This window comes from Vitiosangium sp. GDMCC 1.1324 (assembly GCF_003044305.1).
GTDB lineage: Bacteria > Myxococcota > Myxococcia > Myxococcales > Myxococcaceae > Archangium.
The window spans coordinates 286,127-310,738 of record NZ_PZOX01000006.1 but is presented as its reverse complement, the minus strand read 5'-3'; the positions used below and the strand labels follow the sequence as shown (position 1 = coordinate 310,738).

The following is a 24,612-nucleotide window of genomic DNA, read 5'->3' as shown; positions in this document are numbered from 1 at the left end:
GGGTTTCCTTACTCGAACACCGTGAAGCCCACCCGAGCCGTGAAGGAACTGTTGAACGTGCCGAGGACATTGAATTGCCGGTACACCCCGAGCCAGTTGTCCAGCTTCGGGTACATCTTCTGGAGCAGATCGTTGTTGCCCGTGATGCAGTCGAAGTCGAGCCCCCAGTGCGGGCGTCCGCCAAGCGAGTACATGCTGGTCTCGTAACGGTACATCACCTCTGGGCCGGCGTAGGTCCCCGTCAACATGTCCATCTCGATCATGGCGGTGTTCCTCCCGTTCATCATCGACAGGTTGGCGCCCGACGCCTTGACGAAGCGCAGCGAGAACGGTGACGTCTGGTATTGCTCTCCCTGCTGGCGGGCCCGCTGGCCAATCTGGTGGATGCGATCAATGGCCAACTTGAAGTACTGGGGCGTGTAGTTCCCGGCATCATCCTGCAGTGAGAAACCGACCTCCGCCGCGAACCCGGCATCCTGGTTCAACCCGAGGTTGTAGATGTCGAACGACTTGTTGATGTAGCTCGCGTCGACCAGGCTCCCCATGGACTCGGTGACCGCGAACGGCACGAGCCCCGGAAACTTGTTGAGGAGCGCAACCACGAGCTCGAAGGACAATTTGAAGAGGCTCAGGAGCTGCGCGATGAAGTTGCGGTGCCCTGAGCTGCCGGTGATGGTGTCCGGCTTGGGGACGATGTTCCGCTGCGTGACCAGGCACAAGAAGTAGGGATAGTAGGTCTCTGGAGGAGCGCCCGGATCCATGTCGATCACCTTTCCATCCTTCATGGGATAGGGATGGATGATGACCTCGTAGTTGCGCGTATTCTGGAGCACCTTCGGGAAATGGCCGGGAGTGCCCGTATCCGGCTGGAGATCGCTCATCAGTTTGTCGAGCGTGGTCTCCGTGCGAGTCTCCTCCAGCCAGTACATCTGCATCACCTCGAACACCACGGAGTAGATGACCCCGAAGCAGCCCATGCTGCAGATGGCCGAGTAGAAGCAGTCATCATCCTGGATGAGCTGGACGAGGGGATCCTGATACTTCGCCGGGTCGGTGATGCCGTCCTTCGGCTCGATACGATAGAAGTACACGCCGTCGGTGGGCTCCTTGCCTCCAATGGTCGTGCCATTCCAGCGCCCGGTGGTCGCGAGCACCAGGGAGCGGACCATGTCAGGGAAAGGGGGCAGGGTGGTGCCCGAGCCGTGCGTCGACGTGGACGTCGCACCGATGATGGTCTGCCCGTCATAGCCTCCCATGTTCATGAGGCCCAGGTTGCGCTGCTCCAGCGCCTGGTTCAGATCGTGGATGGTGATGCCGGCTTCCATCTCGATGAGGGCGTGGTGTTTCTCCGGCTCGTAGGTGGACCAGGACAGGGGCCCCAGCGAGAGCGGCAGCGGGCTGCGCAGCGCCGAGGGCGAGAGCTGGCCCGTGATGGGCGAGTGCTCGCTGGCGACGCGGCAGAAGCCATGGGTGTTGATGAGGAAGTCCGGCGTCGTGGCCACATCGGAGTAGGAGTGCCCCGAGCCCGCGGCCTTCACCGCGCAGCCCGTGGTCAGCGCCCGCGAGAGGATGGTCGCGATGGACTGCTTGTCCGCCGAGTCATTGAGTGAGCGCGGGTAGAAGAGCTGGAGGGGCTCCACCACCTGATTGGCGATCTGGTTCGTCCATTTCTGCCTCGGCCCGCTCGACGGCCCCCAGAAGAAGTTGGTGGCCCCTCCGGCCGCGCCCTTCTCCACCGGACTCGTCTGGACGAGCTGCTCGATGATGCGCGGGACGAGCTCGCCCTTGTCCGCGCCCTGATCAATGGAGCGCAGAATCTGCTCCAGGTTGCGATTGACGGACGTGGGCACCTGAAAGTCCCGGCCGAGCGTGGATGCAATTCCCAGCTCCGGGTGGACGGATTTGAAGTTGCTGACCAGTTCCCTGGCCGTTTTGATGAGCTTGTCTGTGAACAAGGGAGAGGCCTTTCTAGACGTCGTAGAGGAGCTGCCACCTTGCGGTGTTGACAGTGGCACGGTTAGCAAGGGGTGCGCCAGACCGGGAGGGGCTCGGAGCCTGTCAAGGGGGCTCAGAATTCCAGGGGGTTGGAGAAGCGGGCGGCCCGCCGACGTGTCGGTTGACGTGTCAGTTGACGTGTCAGTTAACGTGTCTGACGTGTCCGCCAGGGGCAGTCACCTCGCACGTCTCGGGTTTGCTCGCCCCGTGTGCGCATGCGACAAGGCCTTATGTCCACTTGGAAACGATTGCAGGCGCTCAACGGCGGTGAGGCCATCTGGTACATGGACCCGCAGCTCGACACGAGGGACGAGGTCTGGTTCTACCATCAGGGCGGGGCCCTGCGTGTCTGGAGCGAGGGCAGGCTCCACAAGGCGGACCCGAAGGTCTTCAAGGGGCTCGCGCCAGTCGAGCGAAGGCACACCCTGTACCGGCTCAGCACCCTCCTTCTCGTCGATGTAGAGGTTCGTGGCACGCACCGACGGGGACCTGCCCATGTTCCTGTGCGGTAACGTCACCGGCTGGAGCTGCCTGGAGATTGGCGACGACATCTACGCGGTGGACGAGCTCGTCGAGGCCTCCGGCAACTCGGACCTGGAGGACCTCATCGTGTTCCACGGGGGGGCACACCTATAAGTCCTTCGCGTTCGACCCGCGCGTGGTGTCCGCCACGGGCGAGCTGGCCATCATCCCCTTCGACGAGAGCATGGACAAGCTGCCCCGGCCCATGAAGCGCGAGCGCGTGCAGCCCTTCGGCACGTGGCTCCACAAGCGCGTCTCCCAGTTGGTCCGCACGGCGGAGGCAAACCTGCGCGAGGCGCAGTGAGGTCTGGACGCGGCGGGCCCGCGCAAGCCGTCCTCGCCAGACCCCATGGCTCAATGAGAAGGTTACGGCGAGCGCACCATGACGACGAACACAGGAGAACCCGCGGGCACACGTGCGGTGAAGATCAACCGCGGTGACGTGTTCTGGATCGGGCCAGATGACTCGCGGGGGCCCGTCCCGAGCTACTCCCATCCCCACGTGGTGGTTCAGGACGACGTCTTCAACCACTCGCGCATCACGACCGTGGTCGTGTGCGCGTTGACGTCGAACCTGCACCGGGCGAGCGAGCCGGGCAACGTCCTGCTCGAGGTGGGGGAGGGGAACCTTCCCAAGCAGAGCGTTGTGGTCGTGTCGCAGATCTCCTCGGTCGACAAGGCCCGCCTGGGTGAACGCATCGGGTCACTGTCCGACGCGCGGGTGGAGCAGATCCTGGCCGGCCTGCGATTCCAGCAGGTGTCGTTCTTCGAGCGGTAGCGAACGGCTCCCTGGTGACCCGAGTCACCACCTGGTGACTGACGTCACCGATGGAGAACCCGCCGCGAGCTCCTCGGAGCGATGTCCGCCCTGGGAGATCAACGACTTCCGCCCCCTCCACTGCGTGGCATGCGCGCTGCAAATGGACCTGGCAAGAGCCGATCAGGCCCGCAGCAGCAATTCCCCTCCGCAGTCGTGAACTGGGTGGAAACACATGATCAAACTCAACACTCTGAGCCTGTCCTCTTCGGCCGCCAGGGCCCGGCTGGCCCCCACGCTTCCTTCCATCGCCAGGAATCCACCGGCCTTGCCGGATGCCTCTGGACTCGCGCGCATGGCAGACGCCGGCGGCGCCCTGGGCTCGGTCGGGCTTCACAGGGCGGATGCGTTCGAGGCCGGTGGCCTCCAGGGCATGCGCATCGGCCACCCCGCGGCCGCGGTGACGGATAGCTTCCAGCCCACCGCGAAGCCGCAGGGGGATGCGGCGGAGGGGAGCTCCATTCCCAAGCCCACGGATAAGAGGCCGGAGGGCGATACCCGCTCGGCGGCGGACATCGTCAAGGACAGTCCCGTGCTGGCGAAGCTGGGCCGCCAGAAGGACATCAAGTTCGATCAGCTCTGCAAGCAGACGGGCGTCGACCCCAAGCTCTCCCTGACGGATTCCCGCCAGAACCCCGATGCCGTCTATCGGATGTCCAAGGTGCTGGAGTACATCGACGGCTCCAAGGATGCCAGCGGTGGAGACAGGTCGAAGAAGGTCCAGAACGGACAGGGAGACGGCAACATCGAGGGCATCACCAAGAGTGGAGATGCCCGGCATGGAACAGAGGCCGGACTGCTCAAGGATTTTGCTGAGAAGGGTTACGGCGCCCTGAAATCCGATCACCAGCTGGATGTCACGTCTGACACCCATGTCAAGGCGGACGGGAGCAACAAAGACAACTTCCAGTGGTTCGCCGGGGAGGTCGGCAAGAAGATTTGGTTCATCCCGGGCCTCAGCAATGTGCTGACAGGGATTGGTAACTCGGAGGGGGGGTTCTTGGGGGCCGTCAAGGGGGGACTGGGCGGGGTGGTCAAGACCTGGAAGGGGGTCGCCGAGGGAGTCTTCGATGCCCTGAAGTTTGGAAGGATCAACCCTGCCTCGATGGCGTTGGGCGCTTACAAGGGCGCACTGGGAGAGACCGAGGCCGCCCCCGAGGTGGTGAAGGACGTCGTCAACATGCTGCCTTGACTCACATTCGGGATGCTGGGGCACTTGCGTTCGCGGATGCTGCGCGCCATGGAGCTGCTCGCGGAGGAGGGGGAGCGCTTGGGGCGGACGGAAGGGGCCCGCGCGCGTGTCGGCTGTAGGGGGACTGGTCGGGCTGGGCCTCCCTCGCATGGCGCGCGAACCCCGGCTGTTTGTCCTGGGCCCACACCGCGAGACCGCCGCAGCGCACTTCGTGGTTAGGGTATCCCTATAGTTACTCTGGTCCTTCAGTCGTAGTGCTCTCAGAGGAGGGGCCGCGCTCTCTGGCCAGTCGGCGGGCATTTCATGAAGAGGAAGAGTGGCCCCGCGTTCACGATCACCGAGACCCTTTACGAGGGCGGGGGGATCTCCTTGCTCCGCGGGCACCGGACGGCTGATCGCCTTCCGGTGCTCCTGAAGGTGCTCGACCCGAGGCACAGCCGCTCGAGGGATGTCATGCGCCTGCGGCACGAGCATGAGATCGGCAAGACGCTGGACCTCCAGGCGGTCGTGACGCCGCTCGCCCTCGAGACGTACGAGGGAATGCCGGCGCTCGTGATGGAGGATTTCGGCGGTGAGTCGCTCGACCACTTCCTCGGCGCACCCATGCCGACCGAGCGCTTCCTCGACCTCGCGGTCCGTATCGCGGCGGCCGTGTCGGAGCTCCACGAGCGGGACATCATCCACAAGGATCTGAAGCCCCAGAACATCCTCGTCAAAGCGACCACCGGCCAGGTGAAGCTCACCGGCTTTGGGCTCGCGTCGCGCCTCCCCCGCGAGCACAATGCCCCCGAGAGCCCGAACCTCATCGAGGGCTCCCTGCCGTACCTGGCGCCGGAGCAGACGGGGCGGATGAACCGGGCGATCGACAGCCGCGCCGACCTCTATGCCCTCGGTGTCACCTTCTACGAAATGCTCACGGGGCGCCTGCCCTTCGAGGCGAGGGATCCGCTCGAGTGGGTGCATTGCCACGTCGCCCGCGCCCCGCCGCCGCCCTCCGCGCTCGTCCCGGAGCTGCCCGAGCTCCTCTCGGCAATCGTCCTGAAGCTCCTGGCCAAGATGGCGGAGGAGCGCTACCAGACCGCCCGCGGCCTGCAGCACGACCTCGAGCGGTGCCTGGCCGAGTCGCGAGCCAAAGGCAGGCTCGAGCCGTTCCCCCTGGCCGAGCACGACGTCTCGGGCCGCTTCGAGATCCCCCAGAAGCTCTACGGCCGCGAGGATGAAATCGCCGCGCTGCTGCGCGCGTTCGAGCGCGTGGTCGGCACGGGCTCCCCCGAGCTCGTCCTCGTCTCGGGCTATTCCGGCATCGGCAAGTCGGCGCTCGTGTATGAGCTGCACAAGCCCATCGTTCGCGAGCAGGGCTTCTTCATTTCGGGAAAGTTCGACCAATACAAGCGCGACATCCCGTACTCCACGATCGTCCAGGCCTTCCGGGAGCTCGTGCTGGAAATCCTCGCCGAGAGCGAGGAGCGGATCTCGGCCTTCCGGCAGCGGCTGCTCGGCGCCCTTGGGAGCAACGGACAGCTCATCGTGGACGTGATCCCGCCGGTCGAGCTCGTCGTCGGACGGCAACCGCCGGTCCCCGAGCTGCCGCCGACCGAGGCGCAGAACCGGTTCCGCATGGTGCTCCAGCACTTCATCGGGGTGTTCGCCCGGGAGGAGCACCCGCTCGCGCTCTTCCTCGACGATCTCCAGTGGGCCGATTCGGCGAGCCTCGCCCTTCTCCAGGATTTGGTGACCCACCCCGACATGCGCCATCTCCTCGTCATCGGCGCGTACCGCGACAACGAGGTGACCCCCTCGCACCCGCTCGTGCTGACGCTGGACAAGGTGCGCAAGGAGGGCGCGCGCATCTCGGACATCGTGCTCGGCCCGCTCTCCCGAGAGCACCTCGTCACGCTCGTCAGCGATACGCTTCATTGCCGCCGCGAAGACGCCGCGCCGCTTTCGAACCTCGTCCACGAGAAGACGGCCGGCAACCCCTTCTTCGCGATCCAGTTCCTCACCGCGCTCCATGAAGAGCGTCTGATCGAATTCGACGGGCGTGCCAGGGCCTTTCGGTGGGACGTGGCGAAGATCCGCGCCAAGGACTTCACCGACAACGTGGTCGATCTGATGGGCAGCAAGCTCGTGCGGCTTCCCGCTAGCACCCGGGAAGCGCTGAAAACGCTCGCCTGTCTGGGAAATACCGCGGAGGTCGCCCTCCTGACGATGATTCACGGCCGCTCGGAGGAGGGGTTGCACGCGGAGCTTTGGGAGGTTGTCCGCGCGGGGCTCGTCCTCCGCATGGATGGTGCGTACAAGTTTCTCCACGACCGCGTCCAGGAGGCGGCCTATTCGCTCATCCCCGAAGGCGAGCGGGCGGCGGTGCACCTGGGGATCGGCAGGCTGCTCTTGTCGCGCACGGTGCCGGAGGAGCTCGAGGAGAAGATCTTCGAGATCGTGAACCAGCTCGACCGCGGCGCCGCGCTGATCACCTCGAGGGAGGAGCGCGAGCGGGTGGCCGAGCTCAACCTCGTCGCGGGCAGGCGGGCCAGGCGGTCGACGGCCTACGCCTCGGCGCTGACGTATCTCGCCGTCGGCGTGGCACTGTTGGAGGAGGACAGTTGGGACCGGCGGTACGAGCTCACCTTCGCGCTCGAGTTCCACCGGGCCGAGTGCGAGTTCCTGACCGGCGAGCTGGCGGTGGCGGAGGAGCGGCTCTCGATGCTTTCGCGCCGCGCCGGGAGCCTCGTCGACGTGGCGGCCGTGACCTGCGCGCGCGTGGCTCTCTACACGACCCTGGATCGGATCGACCGCAGCGTCGAGGCGTGCCTCGAATACCTCCGGCGCGTCGGCGTCCACTGGTCGCCGCATCCGACGGACGAGGAGGTACGGCGGGAATACGAGCGGATATGGCGGCAGCTCGGGAGCCGCCCGATCGAGGAGCTCGTCGACCTGCCCCCGATGACCGAGCCGGACTGCCGCGCCACCATGGACGTCCTCACGTGGGCCGAGGCGCCCGCCCTGTTCTCCGACAGGAATCTGAATTGCCTCGTCATCTGTCGCATGGCGAACCTCAGCCTCGAGCATGGCAACAGCGACACATCGAGCCTCGCCTACGTCTGGCTCGGTACGCTCCTGGGGCCGCGCTTTGGCGATTACCGGATGGGGTTCCGCTTCGGCAAGGTGGGCTTCGAGCTGTCGGAGAACCGTGGGCTGTTCCGCTTCAAGGCCCGTGTCTACGTGGGCTTCGGGGCCCGCATCAATCCCTGGACGAGGCACCTGCGCACCGGCGTCGAGCTCTTGCGACGCGGCATCGACGCGGCGCAGGAAACCGGCGACCTCACGTATGCGTCCTATACCCGCAGTAGCTTGATCACCCTCTTTCTCGCCAATGGAGATCCGCTCGGCGAAGTGCAGCGAGAAGCCGAGAATGCGCTCGAATTCGTGCGGAGGACGAGGTTCGGCCTCGTCGTCGACGTCATCACCGGCCAGATGAGGCTCATCCTGACGCTCCGGGGTCTGCTGCCAGACTTCCCCTCCTTCAACGATGCGCAGTTCGATGAGGGCCGGTTCGAGCAGCACCTGGAGGGCGATCCGCGGCTGGCGATCGCCACCTTCCGGTATTGGATCCGCAAGCAGCAGGCGCGCGTCTACGCGGGCGACTCCGCTTCCGCCCTCGAGGCCGCGGCGAAGGCGGAGCGGCTTCTGTGGACGTCCACGTCGCTCTTCGAGGTGGCCGAATACCATTTCCATGCCGCGCTCGCGCGGGCGGCACACCACGCGGCGGCCTCCGCCGACGAACGACCTCAGCACCTCACGGCACTCGTCGCCCACCACGAACAGCTCGAGAAATGGGCGGACAACTGCCCCGAGAACTTCGGCAACCGCGCGGCGCTGGTCGCCGCCGAGATCGCGCGCATCGAAGGCCGGGACCTCGACGCCGAGCGCTTCTACGAGCAGGCCATCCGCTCGGCCCGGGAGAATGGCTTCGTTCAGAACGAGGCCATCGCCTACGAGACGGCGGCGCGCTTCTACCGCGCGCGTGGCTTCGAGCTCTTCTCCGACACCTACCTGCGCGAGGCCCGCGACCGCTACCTGCGCTGGGGCGCCGATGGCAAGGTGCGCCAGCTCGAGCGGCTGCACCCACAGCTCGTCGAGCGCAAGCCGTTCGGGCCCGCCGCGACGCTGGCGATGCGCGCCGATCAGCTGGATCTGCTCTCGGTGACCAAGGCGTCGCAGACCCTCTCGGGAGAGATCATCCTCGATGAGCTGATCCGCACACTGCTCGAGGTGGTGCTCGAGCAGGGCGGCGCGCAGAGAGCCAGCCTCATCCTGAGTCACGCTGGCCGCCTGACGATCGATGCCGAGGCCGCCCTCGAAGAGCAGAGGGCGAGGACGAGCATCCTCGGGTCGGTGCCAGTGGATTCCTCGCGGCGCATCCCGGCGCCGCTCGTCCATTACGTGCAGCGGACGAAGGAGCGCGTCATCCTGAGCGATGCCGCCGCCGACGCAGGCAGGTTCTCCGGCGACGACTACTTCGCTCGGGTTCGGCCCAAATCGGTCCTCTGCCTGCCCATCCTGAGGCGGGCAGAGGTGGTCGGCCTGCTCTACCTCGAGAACAAGCTCCTCGCCGGCGCGTTCACCCCCGAGCGGCTCGTCGCCCTGGAGCTCCTCGCCACGCAGGCGGCCATCTCCCTGGAGAACGCGATGCTCCTCGCCAAGGAGCGGACGGCGCGGGCGGCGGCCGAGGCCGCGGAGCAGCGCTCGGCCTTCCTGGCCGAGGCCGGGGAGATCCTCTCCGAGTCGCTCGATTACGCCGAGACCCTGGCGCGCCTCGGGCGGCTGTTCGTGCGATCGCTCTGCGACTGGTGCGTCATCGACGTCGTGGAAGGAGGAGAGATCCAGCGCATCTCCGGTGCGCACAAGGACCCCGCGAAGGAGCCGCTGCTCGAGGAGCTTCGACGGCGGTATCCTCCCCGCTGGGATTCGGCCCACCCATCGGTCAGGGTCCTGCGGACGGGTGAGCCGCTCCTGTTTCCCGAGCTCTTCGGCGAAGACATTCGAAAACTGACTGTGGACGACGAGCATGCGAGGCTCAGCCGGGAGCTCGAGGCACGGAGCTCCATGATCGTACCGCTCGTGGCGCGCGGGCAGACGCTCGGGGTGCTGAACGCCGTCTCGTCCACGCCGGGGCGCCATTACGGTGGCGCCGACCTCAAGCTCGTGCAGGAAGTGGCGCGCCGGGCTGCGATAGCGATCGACAACGCGCGGCTCTACCGCAAGACGCAGGAGGCCATCCGCGTGCGGGACGAGTTCCTCTCCGTGGCTTCGCACGAGCTGAATACGCCGGTGACCTCGCTCACGCTCACGCTGCAGACCATGGACCGGGCCTTCCAATCGGGTCGCTCCATCGACCCGCAGACGATGGGCAGGCTGGTCGAGCGCGCCCTGTCGCAGGGAACGCGCCTGCGCCGGCTGAACAAGGAGCTCCTGGATGTCTCGCGAATCCACGAGGAGCGGCTCCCGCTCGAGCTCGAGGACGTCGACCTCGGGGCCCTCGTCCGGGAGGTGGTCGAGCAATTCAAGCTGGAGCTCTCGCGGGCGGGGTGCTCGCTCTCGATAAGGGACGGCGGCCGGGTCGTGGGCCTGTGGGATCGCTCCCGCGTCGACCAGATCCTGACCAACCTCCTCTCCAATGCGATCAAGTTCGGGGCGGGCAAGCCCATCGAGATATTCCTCGGCGAGGAGGCCGGGATGGCGCGGGTTGCTGTCAGGGACCACGGGATTGGCGTCGACCCGGCGCGGCAGGGGCAGATCTTCGAGTGCTTCGAGCGCGCCGTGTCCGGCAAGCATTACGGTGGGCTGGGGCTCGGCCTCTACATCAGCCGGTGGATTGCGGAGGCGCACGGGGGCGCGATCCATGTCCAGAGCGAGCCAGGCGCCGGATCCACGTTCACCCTCGAGCTTCCCTGCACCGGGCCACGGCCCTCCGCCGAAAGGGACGTGTAGACCGGGGGACGGGGCGCGCCGCTGATGTCTTCAGCCGCCTTCCCTGGCGTGTCAGGCCGCCCGGCCTGGGGCCTCGAGGTCCTCGGCCACGGGCAGGGTGATGCGGAAGGTGGTCCCCTTGCCCGGCTCACTCTCGACGGTGAGCTCCCCCGAGAGCGCCGCGATGATGTTGCGGCAGACCGACAGCCCCAGCCCCGTGCCCACGCCGACCGGCTTGGTGGTGAAGAACGGCTCGAAGATGCGCGAGAGGTTCTCCGGAGGAATTCCGCAGCCGGTGTCGCGCACCTCTATCGTGACGAGGCCGGGTGCGCTCTCGCGCGCCACCACGCGAATCTCATTCTGCTCCACGTGGCCCGGCTCGATGGCGTGTGCCGCGTTGATGATCAGGTTGAGGAGCACCTGGCCCAGCCGCGCCCCGTTGCCGAGCACCGGAGGCACGCCCTCGCAGTCCTCGACGAAGCGGGCGCGCGGGCGGATCTCATGGGCCGCCATCTTGGCGGCGCTGCGCACCACCGACACCAGCTCCACCGAGCCTTGGGCCGCATCATCCTGGCGGGAGAGCACCTTGAGATCCTGCACGATGAGCCGGACGCGCTCGGCGCCCTCGTATGCCTCGGTGACGGCCGAGAGGAGCTCCTGCCGCTCCTCATCGGAGGGGGTGCTCCCGTTGCGCTCCAGCTCCTCCTGGATGTAGCGGAGGTTGCTGAGGATGAAGGCGAGCGGGTTGTTGATCTCATGTCCCACGCCCGCCGTGAGCCGGCCCATGGTGGCGAGCCGGTCCGCGAAGAGCAGCTGTTGCTGGGTCTCCTGGAGCCGCTGGAGGCTCTCCTCCAACCGGGCATTGGTGGAAGCCAGCTCGGCGGTGCGCGTGTGCACCGTGTCTTCCAGCAGGGTGTTGTAGCGCTGCTTCTCGCGGAGGAGCTCGCGCAGCTCGGCGGCCATCCGGTTGAAGGCACGCGCCAGCGTGGCCAGCTCGTCCCCGCCCTTCTCGGGAAGGTCATGCTCGAAGTCCCCATGCCCGATGCGCTCCGCGCCCGCGATCAGCTCGCGCAGGGAGCGCTGCATCGGGTCGAGGATGGCGAGCGCGATTCCCAGCACGAGCACCAGCGCCAGGGGAGGGATGAGCTGCGCCAGCCTGTTGGCGAACAGCGAGCGCTCATCCCAGCTCCGCCGGAGCTCCTCCATCTCGGCGCGCTCCGCCACGATGGCGGCCTCGAGCTGCTCGCCCACCTGCCCCTCGAAGCCCTGGAACAGGTTCCACCATGCATCGGGCGGTACCGTCTCTCCTCTTTCCGCCCGGAGTGCGAGCTCCTGCGCCTGCTTCACCCAGCGGTGCTGGGCATCATGGATCAGGGCGAGCCGCTCGTGGCTCTGCTCCCACAGGGCCACACTGTCCTCCAGCATCGACAGCTGTGTCTCCTGGAGCTCGAGGGACTCGATTCGCGCGAAGTCCTGATCCATGCGCGCGTCCTGCTCGCGGAGGATGCGCGGGATGTCCGCTCCGTCCCGCTGCGCGTGCCTCAGGGCATCCACGAAGGGCCAGGTACTGTTGTGCATCTGACTGTAGAGGTCGATCTGGTCCTGGATGAGGCTCAGGTGCTGGCGGGAGAGCACCCCGCGCCGGGTGCCCCGGTAGAGCTCCACACCCATCAGGAGGACGAGGCCGATGGCCACCACCACGAACAGCCAGACCTTCGAGCGCATCGTCATTACGGCTTCTCCCCTGTTGGCCTCCAGGGGCTTACGGCCCTGGCGTCCATGACTTCTGGCGGACGGCTTCCCCCCCTCGGCCGGACGCGGTGTTACGCGGTACTAACGAGGATATTCCGTGGTTTCCCCGTAAAGGACCGGACCCCCCCGGTCCATCGTTCAGAGTTCAGCGTTCGGCGGTGGGCGAAGTGGACCCGCGCAGGGAGACCTTGCGCGCGAAGCCCTGGTCCACCCGTCCGAGGAAGGCGCGGAATGCCGCGTAATCCTCCGCCTTCACCCGGGCGGAGGTGATGGCCACCTCGCCGTCGCAGATGAGCTGATTGCCCTCTTGACGGTAGGACAGGCGCACCCGGCCGAAGGGCGTCTCCTCCTGGAGGTTGGGGGGGAGCTCGGCGACGCTGTAGCCGCGGGGCAGGGTGTAACGGAAGGTGAAGTTGTTCACCCATGGACTGTTCATCACCAGATCAAAGCGGCGCTCGGCGAGCGAGGCATAGGACTGGGTGTAGGCGCGGCCGGTGCCGAAGGGGAGGAAGCGCAGCAGGCCGGGAGAGGCCTCGGCGAAGCGGGGAATGCTCATCCGGAAGTCCACCTGGACGTCTTCGTCCAGGTGGGTGGTGTCGTTGAGCTTCACGTCGTGGACGGTGAGGCCGGGGAAGCTCTGGGCCCAGGCGCGCTCGAAGGTGGACTTGCGCGAGGCCACGGCGCGGTAGGCGCGGCGGTACTCGGGGGCCATCTGCCCGCCCACGGTGGAGGCGCCCGTCACGTCGGCGCCGCCGTCCGGCCGCAGCACCATGTCCATGGAGAGGCGGGTGGCGTTGTCCTCGGCGCGGGCCTCGGGCGTGGTGAGGAAGGAGGCCTTGCCGCCCGGCTCCACCACCAGCACGTTGGCCACGCGGTCCGCGCTGGGCAGCTCGCGGGCGCTGTGGAACTCGGCGGTGCCGTCCAGGTACAGGTCGAACTGGGGCACGTAGACGATGGCGTGGTTGAAGGCCGCCAGGCTCGCGGGCTCCTCGCCAATGGCGCCCAGGTCGCGCATGCGCAGCAGCACCAGGCGGCTGTCCACGCCGGCCACCTTCAGCATGGCGTGGATGAGGCTCGCCTTGTCCTTGCAGTCGCCGAAGCGGCGCGCCAGCACCCGGTCCACCCGGTAGGGCTTGAAGCCGTGGATGCCGAACTCGAGCGCCACGTAGCGCGTATTCGTCACCACGAAGTTGTAGATGGCGCGCACCACCGCCTTCTGGTCCTTGCGGTCCACGCCCTTGAGGACGGTGTCCACCGTGCTGCGCAGCTCGTCGTTGGGCGTGAGCTGATCTCGGACGAGGCCCCACCAGTAGTGGCCCACCTCGTCCCAGGTGCGGTAGGTGGAGACGTGGAGGTTGGCGGCCACCTCGGCCCAGCCGGGCATGCCGGGCTCCGGCACCACCTTGGCCACGTGCTTGGCGCTCCAGCGGTAGAGGACGCGGCCCTCCTCCACGTCCTCGCGGGCGTACGTCACGCCGGGCAGCTTCTTCTCGTTCCAGTAGAGGGGCCGCTCCTTGGGCATGTCCACGAGGAACTGGTAGTGCACCTTGGGATAGACGCCCTGCACGCTCTCCACGTCGCCCCAGTAGTCGGACAGGAGGTTGTCCTGGGCGGTGTCATCCACGCGGTACTGCAGCTCCAGCACGTCGCCGGCGGCGAGCGCGGGGAAGGAGAGCACCTTGGCGCGGGCGTCGTAGTACATGCCCGTCCAGGGCTCGTTGATGTTGCGGTCGCTCTCTCCGTAGCTGTCCACCACGGAGCCATCCGCCTTGGTGATGCGGGCGCGGAGAATCCGCACCTCCTGGCGATCCGGCGAATAGGTGATGGGGTAGGAGCGGAAGGCATCCACGCCGCGGGCGTTGAGCACCTTCACGGCGAACTGGTGCAGCCGGCCGGACAGGCCGCTCTTCTGCACGCGCACGTACTGGGAGTCCACGAGGTACACGGCGTCCTCGGTGGCGTAGCCGTCCGCCTCCTTCTCGAGGCCCTTGGTGTCCTTGAGGTACTGGGTGCCCGCGCTGGCGGACTCGCCCTTGAGGGTGCGCACGACCTCCTTGAGAGAGGGGTTCTGCGGGCGCAGCGCCAGCGAGCGCTCGAAGGAGGCGAGGGCTTCCTCCCGGCGGCCGGCGGAGAGCAGCGCGCGGCCCTCGCGCTCATACACCTCGGGCTCGTCCGGGGAGAGGGCGCGGGCCTCGGCGAAGTGCGCGGTGGCCGCGTCCAACTGGCCATTGGCGGCGCGCAGCTCCGCGAGCTTGAGGCGGATGGCGTTGTCGAAGGGGTTCAGGATGAGCATCTGCGCGTACTCGCGGGCAGCGGCCTCCACCTGGCCGAGGTCCGCCAGCAGCGAGGCCAGCAGGGCGCGGCTGGAGCGGTCGTCATGACGCAGCGCGAGGGCCACGCGCAGCCGGGCCACGGCATCCTGCGGGCGGTCCAGCACGCGGGCGGAGCTGGCGGCGGCGCGCACCACGCGGGGGATGCGGGGCAGCCGCTGGAGCGCCTCCTCCACCATCATGTGCGCGCGGGCGGTCTCCCCGAGCGCCTCATGGGCCCGGGCGAGCGTGAGGCGGGCGGCGGCCGAGTCCGGGTTGAGCTCCACCATGGGCTTGAGGCGCTCCACGACGCGCTCGGGGTGGCCGCGCTCCAGCTCGAAGTCGGCGAGCGCCACGCGAGCCTGGAGGGAGGTGGGGTCCGCGCGCAGGGCGGTCTCGAGGAAGCGGCGGCGCAGGTTGAGGTCGTCCCGGTGGGACTCGGCGGCGAGCAGTTGCAAGCGCACGTCCTGCGGGGCGGCGCTGGCGGCGCGGTCGGCCTCCACGGTGGCGGTGTGCTCGCGCTCGTCGAAGGCGCGGAAGAAGTCGAGCACCGTGGCGTAATCCCCGCGCAGCTGCGCGTCCGTGGGAGCCTTGGCCACCGCGTTCTTGAGGGCGGAGGTGACGGTGGGCAGCACCTGGGGCGCGGCGGAGGGGCCCTTGGTGAGGGCGGGGAGGGTGGCGGGGAGGGCGACCTTGATGCGGCCGGGCGGGTCACGGCGCAGGTAGAAGCCGAGCGGGCCCGACTCCTGGCACACCTTGAGGAGGACGCGGTTGAGGCCCTTGCGCAGGCGCACGGAGACGCGCGACTGGTCCGGCCGGGGCGCGTTGTAGTTGTCGCTGGTGGCGACCTTCTCTCCATTGACCCAGAGGCGGAAGGCGCCGGAGGTGCCCACGCCGAGCGCCACGCGCGACTCGGCCGGGGCCTCCAGCCAGGTGAGGGCGTAGGCCACGGCCTCGCGGTTGGGGCGCACCGCGGCGCCCAGGTCGACATAGCCCTCGGTGGGACTGACGGCGAGCCGGCGCCACGTCACCTCGTGGCCCTTGGCGCCCGGGTACCTGGCGGACAGGTCCAGCGCGGCCGTCTCGGGACCGAAGTCCTTGTCGCAGCCGGACTTGCCCTCGTTGTCGAAGCCGCCGACGACGTAGTAGTCGCCGATGAGGCCCAGGGCGTCCTGCAACTCACCGGCGCGCTGCAGCCGGCCGCGGGAGCGCTCCAGGTCCATCAACAGGAAGTGCGCGGTGGCGCGAGAGCCCGGGTCGCTGTCCCGCCGGGAGATGATCTCCCCATAGGTCTTCACCAGGGGGGTGAGGTCCTCGAGGTCCTGCGAGAGGGCGTGCAGCCGGATGAGCTGGGCGGGGCCGCGAGGGGTGGAGGCGAGCTTGAGCGCTTCCTCGGCCTGCTCCCGAGCGGCAGAGGCGCTGGTCTCGGAGGCGGCGCGGGTCAGCAGCGGGCAGGCGAACGCCAGCAGGGCGACGAGCCAGGTGGTGCGCGATAGCGCGGCGAGCCGTGGGGTACGGGACATCCGTGTTCCTCGTCCGTCGGAAAGGGAGCCGGGGGTGAGAGCCGGCGCGGGTGAACAGCCGAGCTTCGGAGAGCCTTCCCCTGCATGCGACGTCATGGGCGGACAAGCAACTGAAATGTCGGCACCTGAGCGAGGGAGGAGACACAGGCCGGCCCGCCTCCCGGACGGCCTCGATCCGATTTCCTCCATACGGCCTCGAGTCGGCTTTCGCGATGGGCGTCTATCACGAAGGTGGTTGGTTTGCCTACATTCATGAGAGACGTCGACCACGGAAACGCGCCGGAGCCCGCGGTTTGAAATGCGCGGCACGGCCTCCCGCTAGAGGGCGCCATCTACCCGGACGTCTACACGCGAACCGCGTTGACATGAACGCACGGCCAACCGGTAGTCTCGAATCGAACTCTTTGCGGATGGAGTCAACGCCGGGAGGCGCTGCATGTCACGCGCGTGGGCTGTGCTCCTCTGCATGTTTCTCGTGGGGTGTAGCGGCGCTGCCCGAAGCGTCCGTCACGCCACTGGCCAGCAAGAGCGCTGTGTTTATGTCCCTCGCCATTACGTTGCGTCGGGGGCACTGAATGACGCATTTCATGCAGCGCGCGCTGACGTGAAAGTAGTGCCTGTGGCGGCAACGCTGGAGGCGGCTTCGCCAGCGGCACCGCTGACCCCACCCTCGTCACCTCCACTGGAGGGGCTTTCCGGCGAGGGTTTGGGTGATGGCATCCCACGCGGCGTGCTCCGGCTCGTGCCAGAAGGCGGCACGGCCGCGGGAGAAGGAGGGGCTGGTGGTGCGGCGGGAGAGCTCGTCGTCACTGGAGGCGCGGTTACCGCGGCAGCCGGTAGTGTGGTCTTGCTGTGTTTGACCGTCGAGGCGGCCGTGGATGGGTCGGAGACCCCGATCGACATCGCGGACGAATTTTACGGCACGCACTTCGGCGATGTGTCCGGGTGGGTCCAAGGTCAATACCCACCCAATGCACCCAGCGGTGCGGTAACAAGGGCTTCCCAGGCCCAAACGGGACCGACGTCCGCCCCGCTCGCTCCTCCTGGTGCATCGCCAAAGTTAGAACCAGGCAAAAAGGAAAAAACAAGGCGGGGTCGCATATATGTGACCTACACGAGGCTCAATAAGAATACCAATCGCTACTACTCGGGGCGAACCAGCATGGTCGTCGATCTCACCAAGCCCCTCGGCATTCAAGCGTTTCTGGCCGCTGCTTATCGAACTATGAACCATCACATCGATGAGAACGGCGAGCCTGGGAATGCTGTGTTCGGCCCTCCGAGGGTTGATAAATTCGATGTCGGGGCCGCCGTTGACTATGGCCGAAGATACGACGACGCCGCATACTGGCGGATTCGCGGAAGAGAGCAGCAGTTGATTGATTCCCACGGGGGCGCCCAGTCCGACACCGGGAAGCCCTATCGGACCGAGAATGTCGTGCGCGGTGTGGCGAAAGACAATCCGCAGGGCATGCGGTTTCACGAAGCAGCCACGGAACGCTGGGGTCAACTTCATCCGTACACGGGATATTAGGCAATGAAGAAAGTACGCATGTATAAACCGGGGTCCTTCTTGAGGATTCCTCTCGCTGACGGCACTTTCGGATACGGGAGGGCACTCGAGCCACCGTTTAATGCCTTCTACGAGTACAGGACCGAAAGCCCTGACTCGGACCTTGATCGGATCGCATCCAAGCCCATCCTTTTCAAGATTGCTGTCCGCCATTTGGAGCCGGGTTCGTGGGAGGTTATTGGACGGAGAAAGCTCGAGGAGTCTCTGACTCAGCCGATTGTCTATTTCAGACAGGACGTGGGAGACTTCCGTCGCTGCGAGATCTGCGACACCGCCGACAATTCGAGAAGTGCCGAGCCCCAGGAGTGTGTCGGGCTTGAGCCAATGGCTGTTTGGGACGAGCACCATGTCGAGGAACGCCTGCTCGATACTTTCATGGGGCGGCCCAGTGGCATCGTGGAGCGTATGAAGGTACGCCTGCAATAGGAAGTCGAGGTCGAAATCCGAGAACCCCCCACGGAATCAGATCCACTCCCACGCTGATATCTGGTCTTGGGACGATGCGGGGCGAGGTCTCATAGAGAAAAGGCCCGGGCGAGGGTGAGGACCTCGACGCGGGTGGCACCGGCCTCGCGGAGGGCGGTGGCGGCGGCGCGGACGGTGGCGCCGGTGGTGAGCACATCGTCCACGAGAAGGACTTCGAGGCCAGCTATCGACGGGGACGCGGTGAAGGCGCCGGCCACGTTGTGGGCGCGCTCGGCTTCGGAGAGGCCCACCTGGCGCCGGGTCTCTCGGGCGCGAGAGAGGAGTCCCACGGGAGCGTCGCGGCCGGTGGCGCGGGCCAGCGCCCCTGCCAGGAGCTGGGCCTGGTCATACCTGCGCTCGAGGAAGCGCTTGTCGTGGAGCGGGAGCGCGACGAGCAGGGCGGGGGCCTGGGCGAGGAACTGACGGCACTCGGAGGCGAGCAGCTCCGCGAGGGCGGGGGCGAGCTCCGGGTGGTCCTCGTACTTGAAGCGGTGGATGGCGCGAGCGACGGGACCCTCATGGGCGAAGGGAGCCCAGGCTCGGGAGAAGGGCGGGGGCGAGCCGTGGCAGCGGGGACAGGTGTCACGGGGGAAGGTGCCGGGCTCGGCGCAGGTGCGGCAGCGCGAGGGCGGGAGCCGCTCCACGGCGAGGTCACAGGTCTCGCAGAAGGGAGCGCGTACGGGCATCACCTTCGCGCAGGCGATGCACGCGGGTGGGTAGAGCAGCTCGAGCAATTCCTGAAGCACGGACGGGTCCCCCCTCGGATAAACGGTTGTGGCGATGAGGCCACAGGCGGCTAGATTCCGCGGAGGCCAGAGTGCAAGTCCCCTGCCGAGCGCAGGTCACCTCTCCCTTGGGATGGATACATGAAGAAGCTCGCCATCGTCGTCGCCGGCGGCCCGGCCCCGGGCATCAACAGCGTGATTGGAGCAGCCACCATCCGGGCCCGTCTCTCGGGCGTGGAGGTGCTCGGCATCCAGGACGGTTTCAAGTGGCTCGCCGAGGGAGACACCTCCCACGTCGTTCCCCTCACCATCGAGGACACCAGCCGCATCCACTTCCGCGGCGGCTCGTACATCGGCATCTCCCGCGCCAACCCCACCCGCACCCCCGAGCACCTCCAGCGCACGATCGACGGGCTCGAGAAGCTCGGCGTGGGCATGCTCATCACCGTCGGAGGTGATGGCACCGCCACCCTGGCTCAAATCATCTCGGAGAAGACCCGGGGGAAGATCCGGGTGGTCCACGTCCCCAAGACGATCGACAACGACATCGACCTGCCCGACGACACGAGCACCTTCGGTTTCCAGACCGCGCGTCACGTGGGCGTGGAGATCGTGAAGAACCTCATGGTCGACGCGAAGACCACCTCGCGCTGGTACTTCGTCATCGCCCAGGGGCGCAAGGCGGGGCATCTCGCCCTGGCGATTGGCAAGGCGGTGGGGGCGACCATCACGGTCATCCCCGAGGAGTTCCGCGGGAAGCGAGTCTCCTTCGCCACCGTGATCGACATTCTCGCGGGCTCGGTCATCAAGCGGCTGTCCTACGGCCGTTCGGATGGCATCGCCCTGCTCGCAGAGGGCCTCGCCGACTGCATCGACCCCGAGGACCTGGCCAGGCACACGGAGCTCCCGCGAGACCACATGGGCAACCTCCACGTGGCGGAAGTCAACCTGGGAGAGGTGCTCGAGAAGGGAGTGCAGGAGCGGCTCGCGGGCCTGGGCATCAAGGCCACGCTCATTCCCAAGTACATCGGTTACGAGGTGCGCTGCGCGGACCCCATTCCGCTCGACATGGAGTACACGCGCGATCTCGGCCACTGCGCGGCCCGCTACATCATCGAGGGTGGCACCGAGGCCGTGGTGTCGATGTGCAACGGCCGGTTCCTCCCCATCCCCTTCCAGGAAATGAAGGACCCGGCCACCGGACACCCCCGGGTGCGGATGGTGGATGTCGACTCGGACCGCTACAAGATTGCCCGGAGCTTCATGCTCCGGCTCAAGCGGCACGACTTCGACAAGCCGGAAGAGATGGCCCGGTTCGCCGCGGTCACCCATCTCACGCCGGAGGCCTTCCGCGAGCAGTTCTTCCATCTGGTGAAGGACGAGCCCCAGCTCGCGCCCGACGTGGGGCTTGGAATCATCACCCATCCAGGAGAGCCCACGGGGGGCCCGGTGCGCTAGCTCCGGCGCGCTCCCTCGCCGTTGGGGCGCCCAAGAGTGCTCATGGGAACAAGCCTTGCGCGCGGCCGCTGCCCGGCTGGCCCAACGCTCAGGGGGAGAGGGCTCCCCCTGGGTGCTCGGCGCCCTGGCGGGCCCGGGCCTTCGTCAGCTCGGGCGCATGATGGAGGAGGCCACGCCCGGCATGACGTAGTTGATGGCGAAGAGGGCCTTCACCATCGCGATGCGGATCTCCTTCTTGTTCGCCTCGAGTCCCCGGAGGACCGCTTGAGCCACCCGGGCCGGCGGTACCTTTCGGACGTCTCGGCCCTGGGTCATGGCGGTGTCCACCAGGGGGGGAACGACCTCGAAGACCTTCACGCTCGTGCCCTCGAGCTGGTAGCGAATGGCCTTGGTGAAGACACGCATGGCCGCCTTCGTCGCGCAGTACACCGGTGCGCTCTCCTTCGGAACCACTGACAGGGCCGAGGTGATGTTCACCAGGGCCGAGCGCTCCTGCCTACGCAAGAGTGGAAGGAGGTTCACCGTCAGTTTGACCTGGGCGGTGAAGTTGGTGGAGATCTCCTCGTCGATCATCTCGAGCGCATTCGGTTCTTCCGTCAGTCTGTAGTTGTACTGGAGGCCCGCGTTGTTGATGAGCATGTTGAGCGACGGGAAGCGGGTCTCCAGCTCCGAGCGGAGGTGTTGGACGTCCTGGTCGGAGGTGATGTCGCAGCGGATCGCGTGACAGCCTGGCACGTCCCGTGCCGCCCTCGTGAGCTTCGCCTCGTCCCTGCCACAGATGATCACCGTGTTGTCCGCCTCGGCGAAGGCCTGGGCCAGGGCAAACCCGATTCCAGAGCCACCACCTGTAATCAACACAGTATTGCCTGAAGTCTGCATGGCTGTTCCTCGTTTCCTACGGTGAGAGTCTGTTCGCGATGAGGCCCGCGGAGATACGCGCCGACAGGATGGCCGCTCCCGCGTGGTCTCCCGGTGGGAAGACCGAGTTGCCCGCGTAATAGAGGCCGGTCCCCGCGTCGTGGTTGTCGGCCTTCGGGATGCCGGGACCGGTGATCAACGGGGTGACCCGGCTCGAGAGCCCGTGCCGCTGAGAGAACATGCGCGGAGAGACGAACCGCTTGTAGAGGATCGCCTTCCCCAGTCCCGGAAGCATGCGCTCGGCATGGGAGAAGATGTAATCCTCGGCCTGTTGGACATACGCGCCCTCCGGCTCCTCCACCCCACGAGGCAGGTAGAAGTAGATGTTGAGGGTGTAGTGGTCCGGCTTCTCGGGCAGCTCGCTCCGGAAGAGGTGGAAGCCGAACTCGGAGGAGGGCACACCCGAGTCCAACTTCCCGAACCAGTCGGAGATGCCAGGCGGGTAGTGGACGAGGGTGTGGATCTCCTCGGGATAGGGCAACTCCTTGGAGACCGCGACGCAGAACATGCTCACCGGCAGGCCCGGCTTGGAGCCGGGGAGAGCGGGGTCGGTCCGCTCCGCGGTGGACAGGACCGCCCGGGCGCGTAGCTCTCCAGCGCTGGTGTCGAGCGTGTACCCATCCCCGTCCGTGTGGACGTTGCGGCATTCGGTGGACAAGAGGATGGTGCCCCCTCCCGCGAGGAACCTGTTCGCCAGCGTGTCGGCGAGGACCTGGGGGCCCCCGACCGGCGTGGCCGGCTTCGAGTATCCGTAGTCGTACTGGAATTCGTCCCAGAGGGAGTGGAGCTGGAAGTCTTCCGGGCGGACTCCCATGAGGTACGCGGGAAGCTTCAGCAGATCCCCCGCCTCGCACCTGCCAACCGTCGAGTCCACGAACTCTCCCAGGGAGCGCGTACCCTCCCCGGCGCGCCGGGCGCGGCGCAGTCCCAGGAAGAAGCGGGCGAGGGCCCTCATGTGGGGAGCGAGCCTCAGAGCTGTTCCCGCGGACAGGGGCAGCTCGTAGACCCTGTCTCCGTAGAAGATGCGTGTCTTCTTGCTCTTGAAGCGCAGCGGCACCCCGAGCTCCTCGAGCGTGCGGACAAGGCCCTGGCCGAAGTCGTTGCAGGCGATGACGAACTCGCGCCCATCCATTTCAAACGTGCCACACAGTCCCCCGTAGGAACTCCGGCGCTCCAGGATGGTCACGCCATACCCGCGCCGCAGCAGGAACAGGCCCGCGGTCAGGCCCGACAGTCCACAGCCAACGATGACAACGTCATTCGTCCGCCAATCCCGTGCCATGAGGTGTTGTCTCCCTTGCGAATGAGGCTCAGTCCCACCGGGATGGGTGCTGGGTGAGGTGTCTGGCGGTTCGCAGTGCCAGTGCATGAAGGGTCAGCGTCGGGTTCAGGGAACTGCCCGTGACGAAGAGCGCGGCTCCTCCGACGAACAGGTTGCCGATGCCGTGCACCTGCCCGTAGGAGTCCGTCACGGAGGTCTGGGGGTCGTTGCCCATCCGCATCGTCCCCATGGGGTGCGCTTCGAACGAGGGGGTGGTGACGTGGACCTCCCGGGCACCCGAGGCGCGCAGCACCTCGTCCATCTTCCGGGTCGCGGCATCGACGATGCGCAGGTCGTTGTCCTGCAGTGTGTAGCTCACCTTGGCCACGGGCTGGCCGAACGAGTCGAGCTTCGAGGGATCGACCGTGATGCGGTTCTCCGGGGAGGGGAGCCCCTCGCAGAACGACACCAGCAGGAGGGACTTGTTGTACTGCTTCATCCGCTCCTTCAATTCGGTCCCCATGAGGCCGCGCAGGGGGTCCACGGCCATGACGCCGGCACCTGCACCATTGAGGGACAGGAGCGAGAAGCCGCCCTGGTAGGGCAGCTCGGGAGTGCTCTCACAGAAGTCCAGCGACATGAGGTTGCCCATGTTGTGGCCGGTGGAGGTGTCCACCACCTCGTCCGTGATGCCCAGGCCGATGGTCCCCTGGTGGCAGAAGAAATGGCGTCCCACCTGGTCATGCTGGTTCCCCAGTCCCTTGGGATGGAAGGCATTGGCCGAGTTGAGGAAGAGGCGGGGAAGCTCGATGGGGTTGTTGCAGACGATGACGACCTTGGCGCGCGCCTGGTGCTTGCCATGGGTACGAAGGTCCATCCAGGACACCCCGTCCACGCGCTTCCCGTTGCGGGTCATCTCAATCCGGGTCACCAGCGCTTCGGTGACCAGCTCGAGCCGTCCTGTCTCCAGCGCCGGGGCGACGAGCACCTGGTCCGCCTGGTATTTGGCGTCCACGCGGCAGCCGGAGCGACAGAAGCCGCAGTTCAGACACTGGCTGCGCTCGTGGTGGGGCCGCGAGTTGATCGCCACGGGGCCGGGAGCGGAGCGGATGCCCAGCCGCTCCATCCCCTTGCGTAGCCTCACGGAGGTCACGTAGCGGGCCTGGGGCGGGTTGGGGTACTCGCGCCGGTTCTTGGGGTCCCAGGGGGTACGCTGTCCGGACACGCCCATCTGCGCTTCGGCCTCATCGTAGTCACATTCCAGCTCGGCCAGGTTGAGGGGCCAGTCCTCCACCGAGCTACCGGCGGGACGTCCGTAGCGGCTCCGGAAGCGGAAGTCCCGGTCGAAGAAGCGGAGGCTGACGGCCGTCCAGGCGAGCGTGCCGCCCCCGACCCCAATTCCCAGGTTGGGCGTGCCCTGGAACCCATTGCCTTCCACCTGGTACTGGGAGTTGTCCCAGATGAGCGGGAACATGCTCATCTCGTTCTCGGTGAAGTTCTTCCGGTGCTGGGTGTGGTGCTTGCCCCGTTCCAGGGCCAGCACGTGCCAGCCTGCCTTCGTCAACTCGTAGGCGAAGACGGAGCCGGCGGCGCCGGTGCCAATGATGATGGCGTCATACACCTTTTCCTCATGCTGGGGGTTCATGTTCTTTCCTTGTGTGTGAATGGACAGGCCGGGGGAGGGTCACGCCGGCGGCACCCGAAGGCCGCCAGCGCGAATCACGGCTACACATTGCGGACGGGGAGCCCGCCCTGATCGATGTTCGGCCCGGGGAGCCCGATGGACCGGAAGACCTTGGGGATGCTGTAGAAGTTCAGCATGATCAGCGTCCGGAGCGTTTGCCAGAACAGTGCGAGCTCCGGCACGGTTGGGATGGCTTTGACGACCTCCTCGCGCTGCGGTGGCGGCAGCCTGGCCAGGTCGTCGCCATGCATGTTCCGCGCGAGCACGTTCACGAAGGCCAGCGCGGACCGGAAGAGCTCGAACTGTTCTGGCGGCGTGCCCTTCACGATACCCAGGACCATGGCGACCACCGGGGTGTCCGCCGCTCCGGGCGTGTCGTCGGAGGGCAGCAGGGTGATGGCGATGGCCTCCACCGTCTCGTACTCCATTTGAGTGAGATTCATCATGG

General features: G+C 66.8%; 16 protein-coding genes. 8 read left to right on the top strand and 8 right to left on the bottom strand.

Annotation, left to right across the window (positions count from 1 at the left end):
• Nucleotides 1–8 precede the first annotated feature (8 nt).
• Complete coding sequence (locus DAT35_RS20150; protein ID WP_108068683.1) at nt 9–1,955, bottom strand: D-arabinono-1,4-lactone oxidase; 1,947 nt, start codon at nt 1,953–1,955, stop codon at nt 9–11.
• 508 nt (nt 1,956–2,463) lie between these two features.
• On the opposite strand from DAT35_RS20150, the gene DAT35_RS59040 reads away from it, so the two are divergent.
• The 5 genes from DAT35_RS59040 to DAT35_RS20130 all read left to right on the top strand — a co-directional run bounded on the left by DAT35_RS59040 (nt 2,464) and on the right by DAT35_RS20130 (nt 10,517).
• Nucleotides 2,464–2,631, top strand: a complete 168-nt coding sequence (locus DAT35_RS59040; protein WP_158501801.1) for a hypothetical protein — start codon at nt 2,464–2,466, stop codon at nt 2,629–2,631.
• A 22-nt stretch (nt 2,632–2,653) separates the two neighbouring features.
• Nucleotides 2,654–2,821 carry a hypothetical protein gene (locus tag DAT35_RS59035; RefSeq protein WP_158501800.1) on the top strand — a complete coding sequence of 56 codons (168 nt, stop codon included), beginning with the start codon at nt 2,654–2,656 and terminating at the stop codon, nt 2,819–2,821.
• A gap of 78 nt (nt 2,822–2,899) precedes the next feature.
• On the top strand, nt 2,900–3,295 hold the full coding sequence (locus DAT35_RS20140) for a type II toxin-antitoxin system PemK/MazF family toxin (RefSeq protein WP_108068681.1): 396 nt from the start codon (nt 2,900–2,902) through the stop codon (nt 3,293–3,295).
• 214 nt (nt 3,296–3,509) lie between these two features.
• Complete coding sequence (locus tag DAT35_RS20135) at nt 3,510–4,526, top strand: hypothetical protein (protein ID WP_108068680.1); 1,017 nt, start codon at nt 3,510–3,512, stop codon at nt 4,524–4,526.
• A gap of 303 nt (nt 4,527–4,829) precedes the next feature.
• Nucleotides 4,830–10,517: an AAA family ATPase gene (locus DAT35_RS20130; RefSeq protein WP_108068679.1), complete on the top strand. Its 5,688-nt coding sequence runs from the start codon at nt 4,830–4,832 to the stop codon at nt 10,515–10,517.
• A 51-nt stretch (nt 10,518–10,568) separates the two neighbouring features.
• Here DAT35_RS20130 and DAT35_RS20125 read toward each other — a convergent pair whose 3' ends face one another.
• On the bottom strand, nt 10,569–12,227 hold the full coding sequence (locus DAT35_RS20125; RefSeq protein ID WP_108068678.1) for a sensor histidine kinase: 1,659 nt from the start codon (nt 12,225–12,227) through the stop codon (nt 10,569–10,571).
• 166 nt (nt 12,228–12,393) lie between these two features.
• Nucleotides 12,394–16,080 carry a DUF3857 domain-containing protein gene (locus tag DAT35_RS20120; protein ID WP_108068677.1) on the bottom strand — a complete coding sequence of 1,229 codons (3,687 nt, stop codon included), beginning with the start codon at nt 16,078–16,080 and terminating at the stop codon, nt 12,394–12,396.
• Nucleotides 16,081–17,242: 1,162 nt separating this feature from the next.
• Here DAT35_RS20120 and DAT35_RS58230 point away from each other — a divergent pair.
• Together DAT35_RS58230 and DAT35_RS20115 are read left to right on the top strand one after the other, a co-directional pair.
• A complete protein-coding gene (locus DAT35_RS58230) occupies nt 17,243–17,614 on the top strand; it encodes a hypothetical protein (RefSeq protein ID WP_146209793.1) in 372 nt (123 codons plus the stop codon).
• Between the two features lie 3 nt (nt 17,615–17,617).
• Nucleotides 17,618–18,079 (top strand): immunity 26/phosphotriesterase HocA family protein, encoded by a 462-nt coding sequence (locus DAT35_RS20115; RefSeq protein WP_108068676.1) that lies wholly within the window; start codon nt 17,618–17,620, stop codon nt 18,077–18,079.
• Between the two features lie 89 nt (nt 18,080–18,168).
• Here the strand turns inward: DAT35_RS20115 and DAT35_RS59945 are convergent, their stop codons facing one another.
• Nucleotides 18,169–18,864 carry a ComF family protein gene (locus DAT35_RS59945; protein WP_199242946.1) on the bottom strand — a complete coding sequence of 232 codons (696 nt, stop codon included), beginning with the start codon at nt 18,862–18,864 and terminating at the stop codon, nt 18,169–18,171.
• 120 nt (nt 18,865–18,984) lie between these two features.
• Between DAT35_RS59945 and pfp the strand changes: the two genes are divergently transcribed.
• Nucleotides 18,985–20,301 carry a diphosphate--fructose-6-phosphate 1-phosphotransferase gene (pfp, locus tag DAT35_RS20105; protein ID WP_108068675.1) on the top strand — a complete coding sequence of 439 codons (1,317 nt, stop codon included), beginning with the start codon at nt 18,985–18,987 and terminating at the stop codon, nt 20,299–20,301.
• 144 nt (nt 20,302–20,445) lie between these two features.
• Here pfp and DAT35_RS20100 read toward each other — a convergent pair whose 3' ends face one another.
• The 4 genes from DAT35_RS20100 to DAT35_RS20085 all read right to left on the bottom strand — a co-directional run bounded on the left by DAT35_RS20100 (nt 20,446) and on the right by DAT35_RS20085 (nt 24,610).
• On the bottom strand, nt 20,446–21,180 hold the full coding sequence (locus DAT35_RS20100; protein ID WP_108068674.1) for an SDR family oxidoreductase: 735 nt from the start codon (nt 21,178–21,180) through the stop codon (nt 20,446–20,448).
• Between the two features lie 16 nt (nt 21,181–21,196).
• The gene (locus tag DAT35_RS20095; RefSeq protein WP_158501799.1) at nt 21,197–22,501 is read right to left on the bottom strand and encodes an NAD(P)/FAD-dependent oxidoreductase; all 1,305 of its coding nucleotides are present in this window, start codon (nt 22,499–22,501) and stop codon (nt 21,197–21,199) included.
• A gap of 28 nt (nt 22,502–22,529) precedes the next feature.
• The gene (locus DAT35_RS20090) at nt 22,530–24,125 is read right to left on the bottom strand and encodes a GMC oxidoreductase (RefSeq protein WP_108068672.1); all 1,596 of its coding nucleotides are present in this window, start codon (nt 24,123–24,125) and stop codon (nt 22,530–22,532) included.
• An 80-nt stretch (nt 24,126–24,205) separates the two neighbouring features.
• Nucleotides 24,206–24,610 (bottom strand): gluconate 2-dehydrogenase subunit 3 family protein, encoded by a 405-nt coding sequence (locus tag DAT35_RS20085; protein ID WP_108068671.1) that lies wholly within the window; start codon nt 24,608–24,610, stop codon nt 24,206–24,208.
• Between the last annotated feature and the right edge of the window lie 2 nt (nt 24,611–24,612).

Excerpts from the sequence above, each read along its gene's own strand:
- DAT35_RS20140 (WP_108068681.1), top strand. The coding sequence starts at position 2,900 with ATGACGACGAACACAGGAGAACCCGCGGGCACACGTGCGGTGAAGATC.
- DAT35_RS20135 (WP_108068680.1), top strand. The coding sequence starts at position 3,510 with ATGATCAAACTCAACACTCTGAGCCTGTCCTCTTCGGCCGCCAGGGCC.
- DAT35_RS20130 (WP_108068679.1), top strand. The coding sequence starts at position 4,830 with ATGAAGAGGAAGAGTGGCCCCGCGTTCACGATCACCGAGACCCTTTAC.
- DAT35_RS20125 (WP_108068678.1), bottom strand. The coding sequence starts at position 12,227 with ATGACGATGCGCTCGAAGGTCTGGCTGTTCGTGGTGGTGGCCATCGGC.
- DAT35_RS20120 (WP_108068677.1), bottom strand. The coding sequence starts at position 16,080 with ATGTCCCGTACCCCACGGCTCGCCGCGCTATCGCGCACCACCTGGCTC.
- DAT35_RS58230 (WP_146209793.1), top strand. The coding sequence starts at position 17,243 with ATGGTCGTCGATCTCACCAAGCCCCTCGGCATTCAAGCGTTTCTGGCC.
- DAT35_RS20115 (WP_108068676.1), top strand. The coding sequence starts at position 17,618 with ATGAAGAAAGTACGCATGTATAAACCGGGGTCCTTCTTGAGGATTCCT.
- pfp (WP_108068675.1), top strand. The coding sequence starts at position 18,985 with ATGAAGAAGCTCGCCATCGTCGTCGCCGGCGGCCCGGCCCCGGGCATC.
- DAT35_RS20100 (WP_108068674.1), bottom strand. The coding sequence starts at position 21,180 with ATGCAGACTTCAGGCAATACTGTGTTGATTACAGGTGGTGGCTCTGGA.
- DAT35_RS20095 (WP_158501799.1), bottom strand. The coding sequence starts at position 22,501 with ATGGCACGGGATTGGCGGACGAATGACGTTGTCATCGTTGGCTGTGGA.
- DAT35_RS20090 (WP_108068672.1), bottom strand. The coding sequence starts at position 24,125 with ATGAACCCCCAGCATGAGGAAAAGGTGTATGACGCCATCATCATTGGC.
- DAT35_RS20085 (WP_108068671.1), bottom strand. The coding sequence starts at position 24,610 with ATGATGAATCTCACTCAAATGGAGTACGAGACGGTGGAGGCCATCGCC.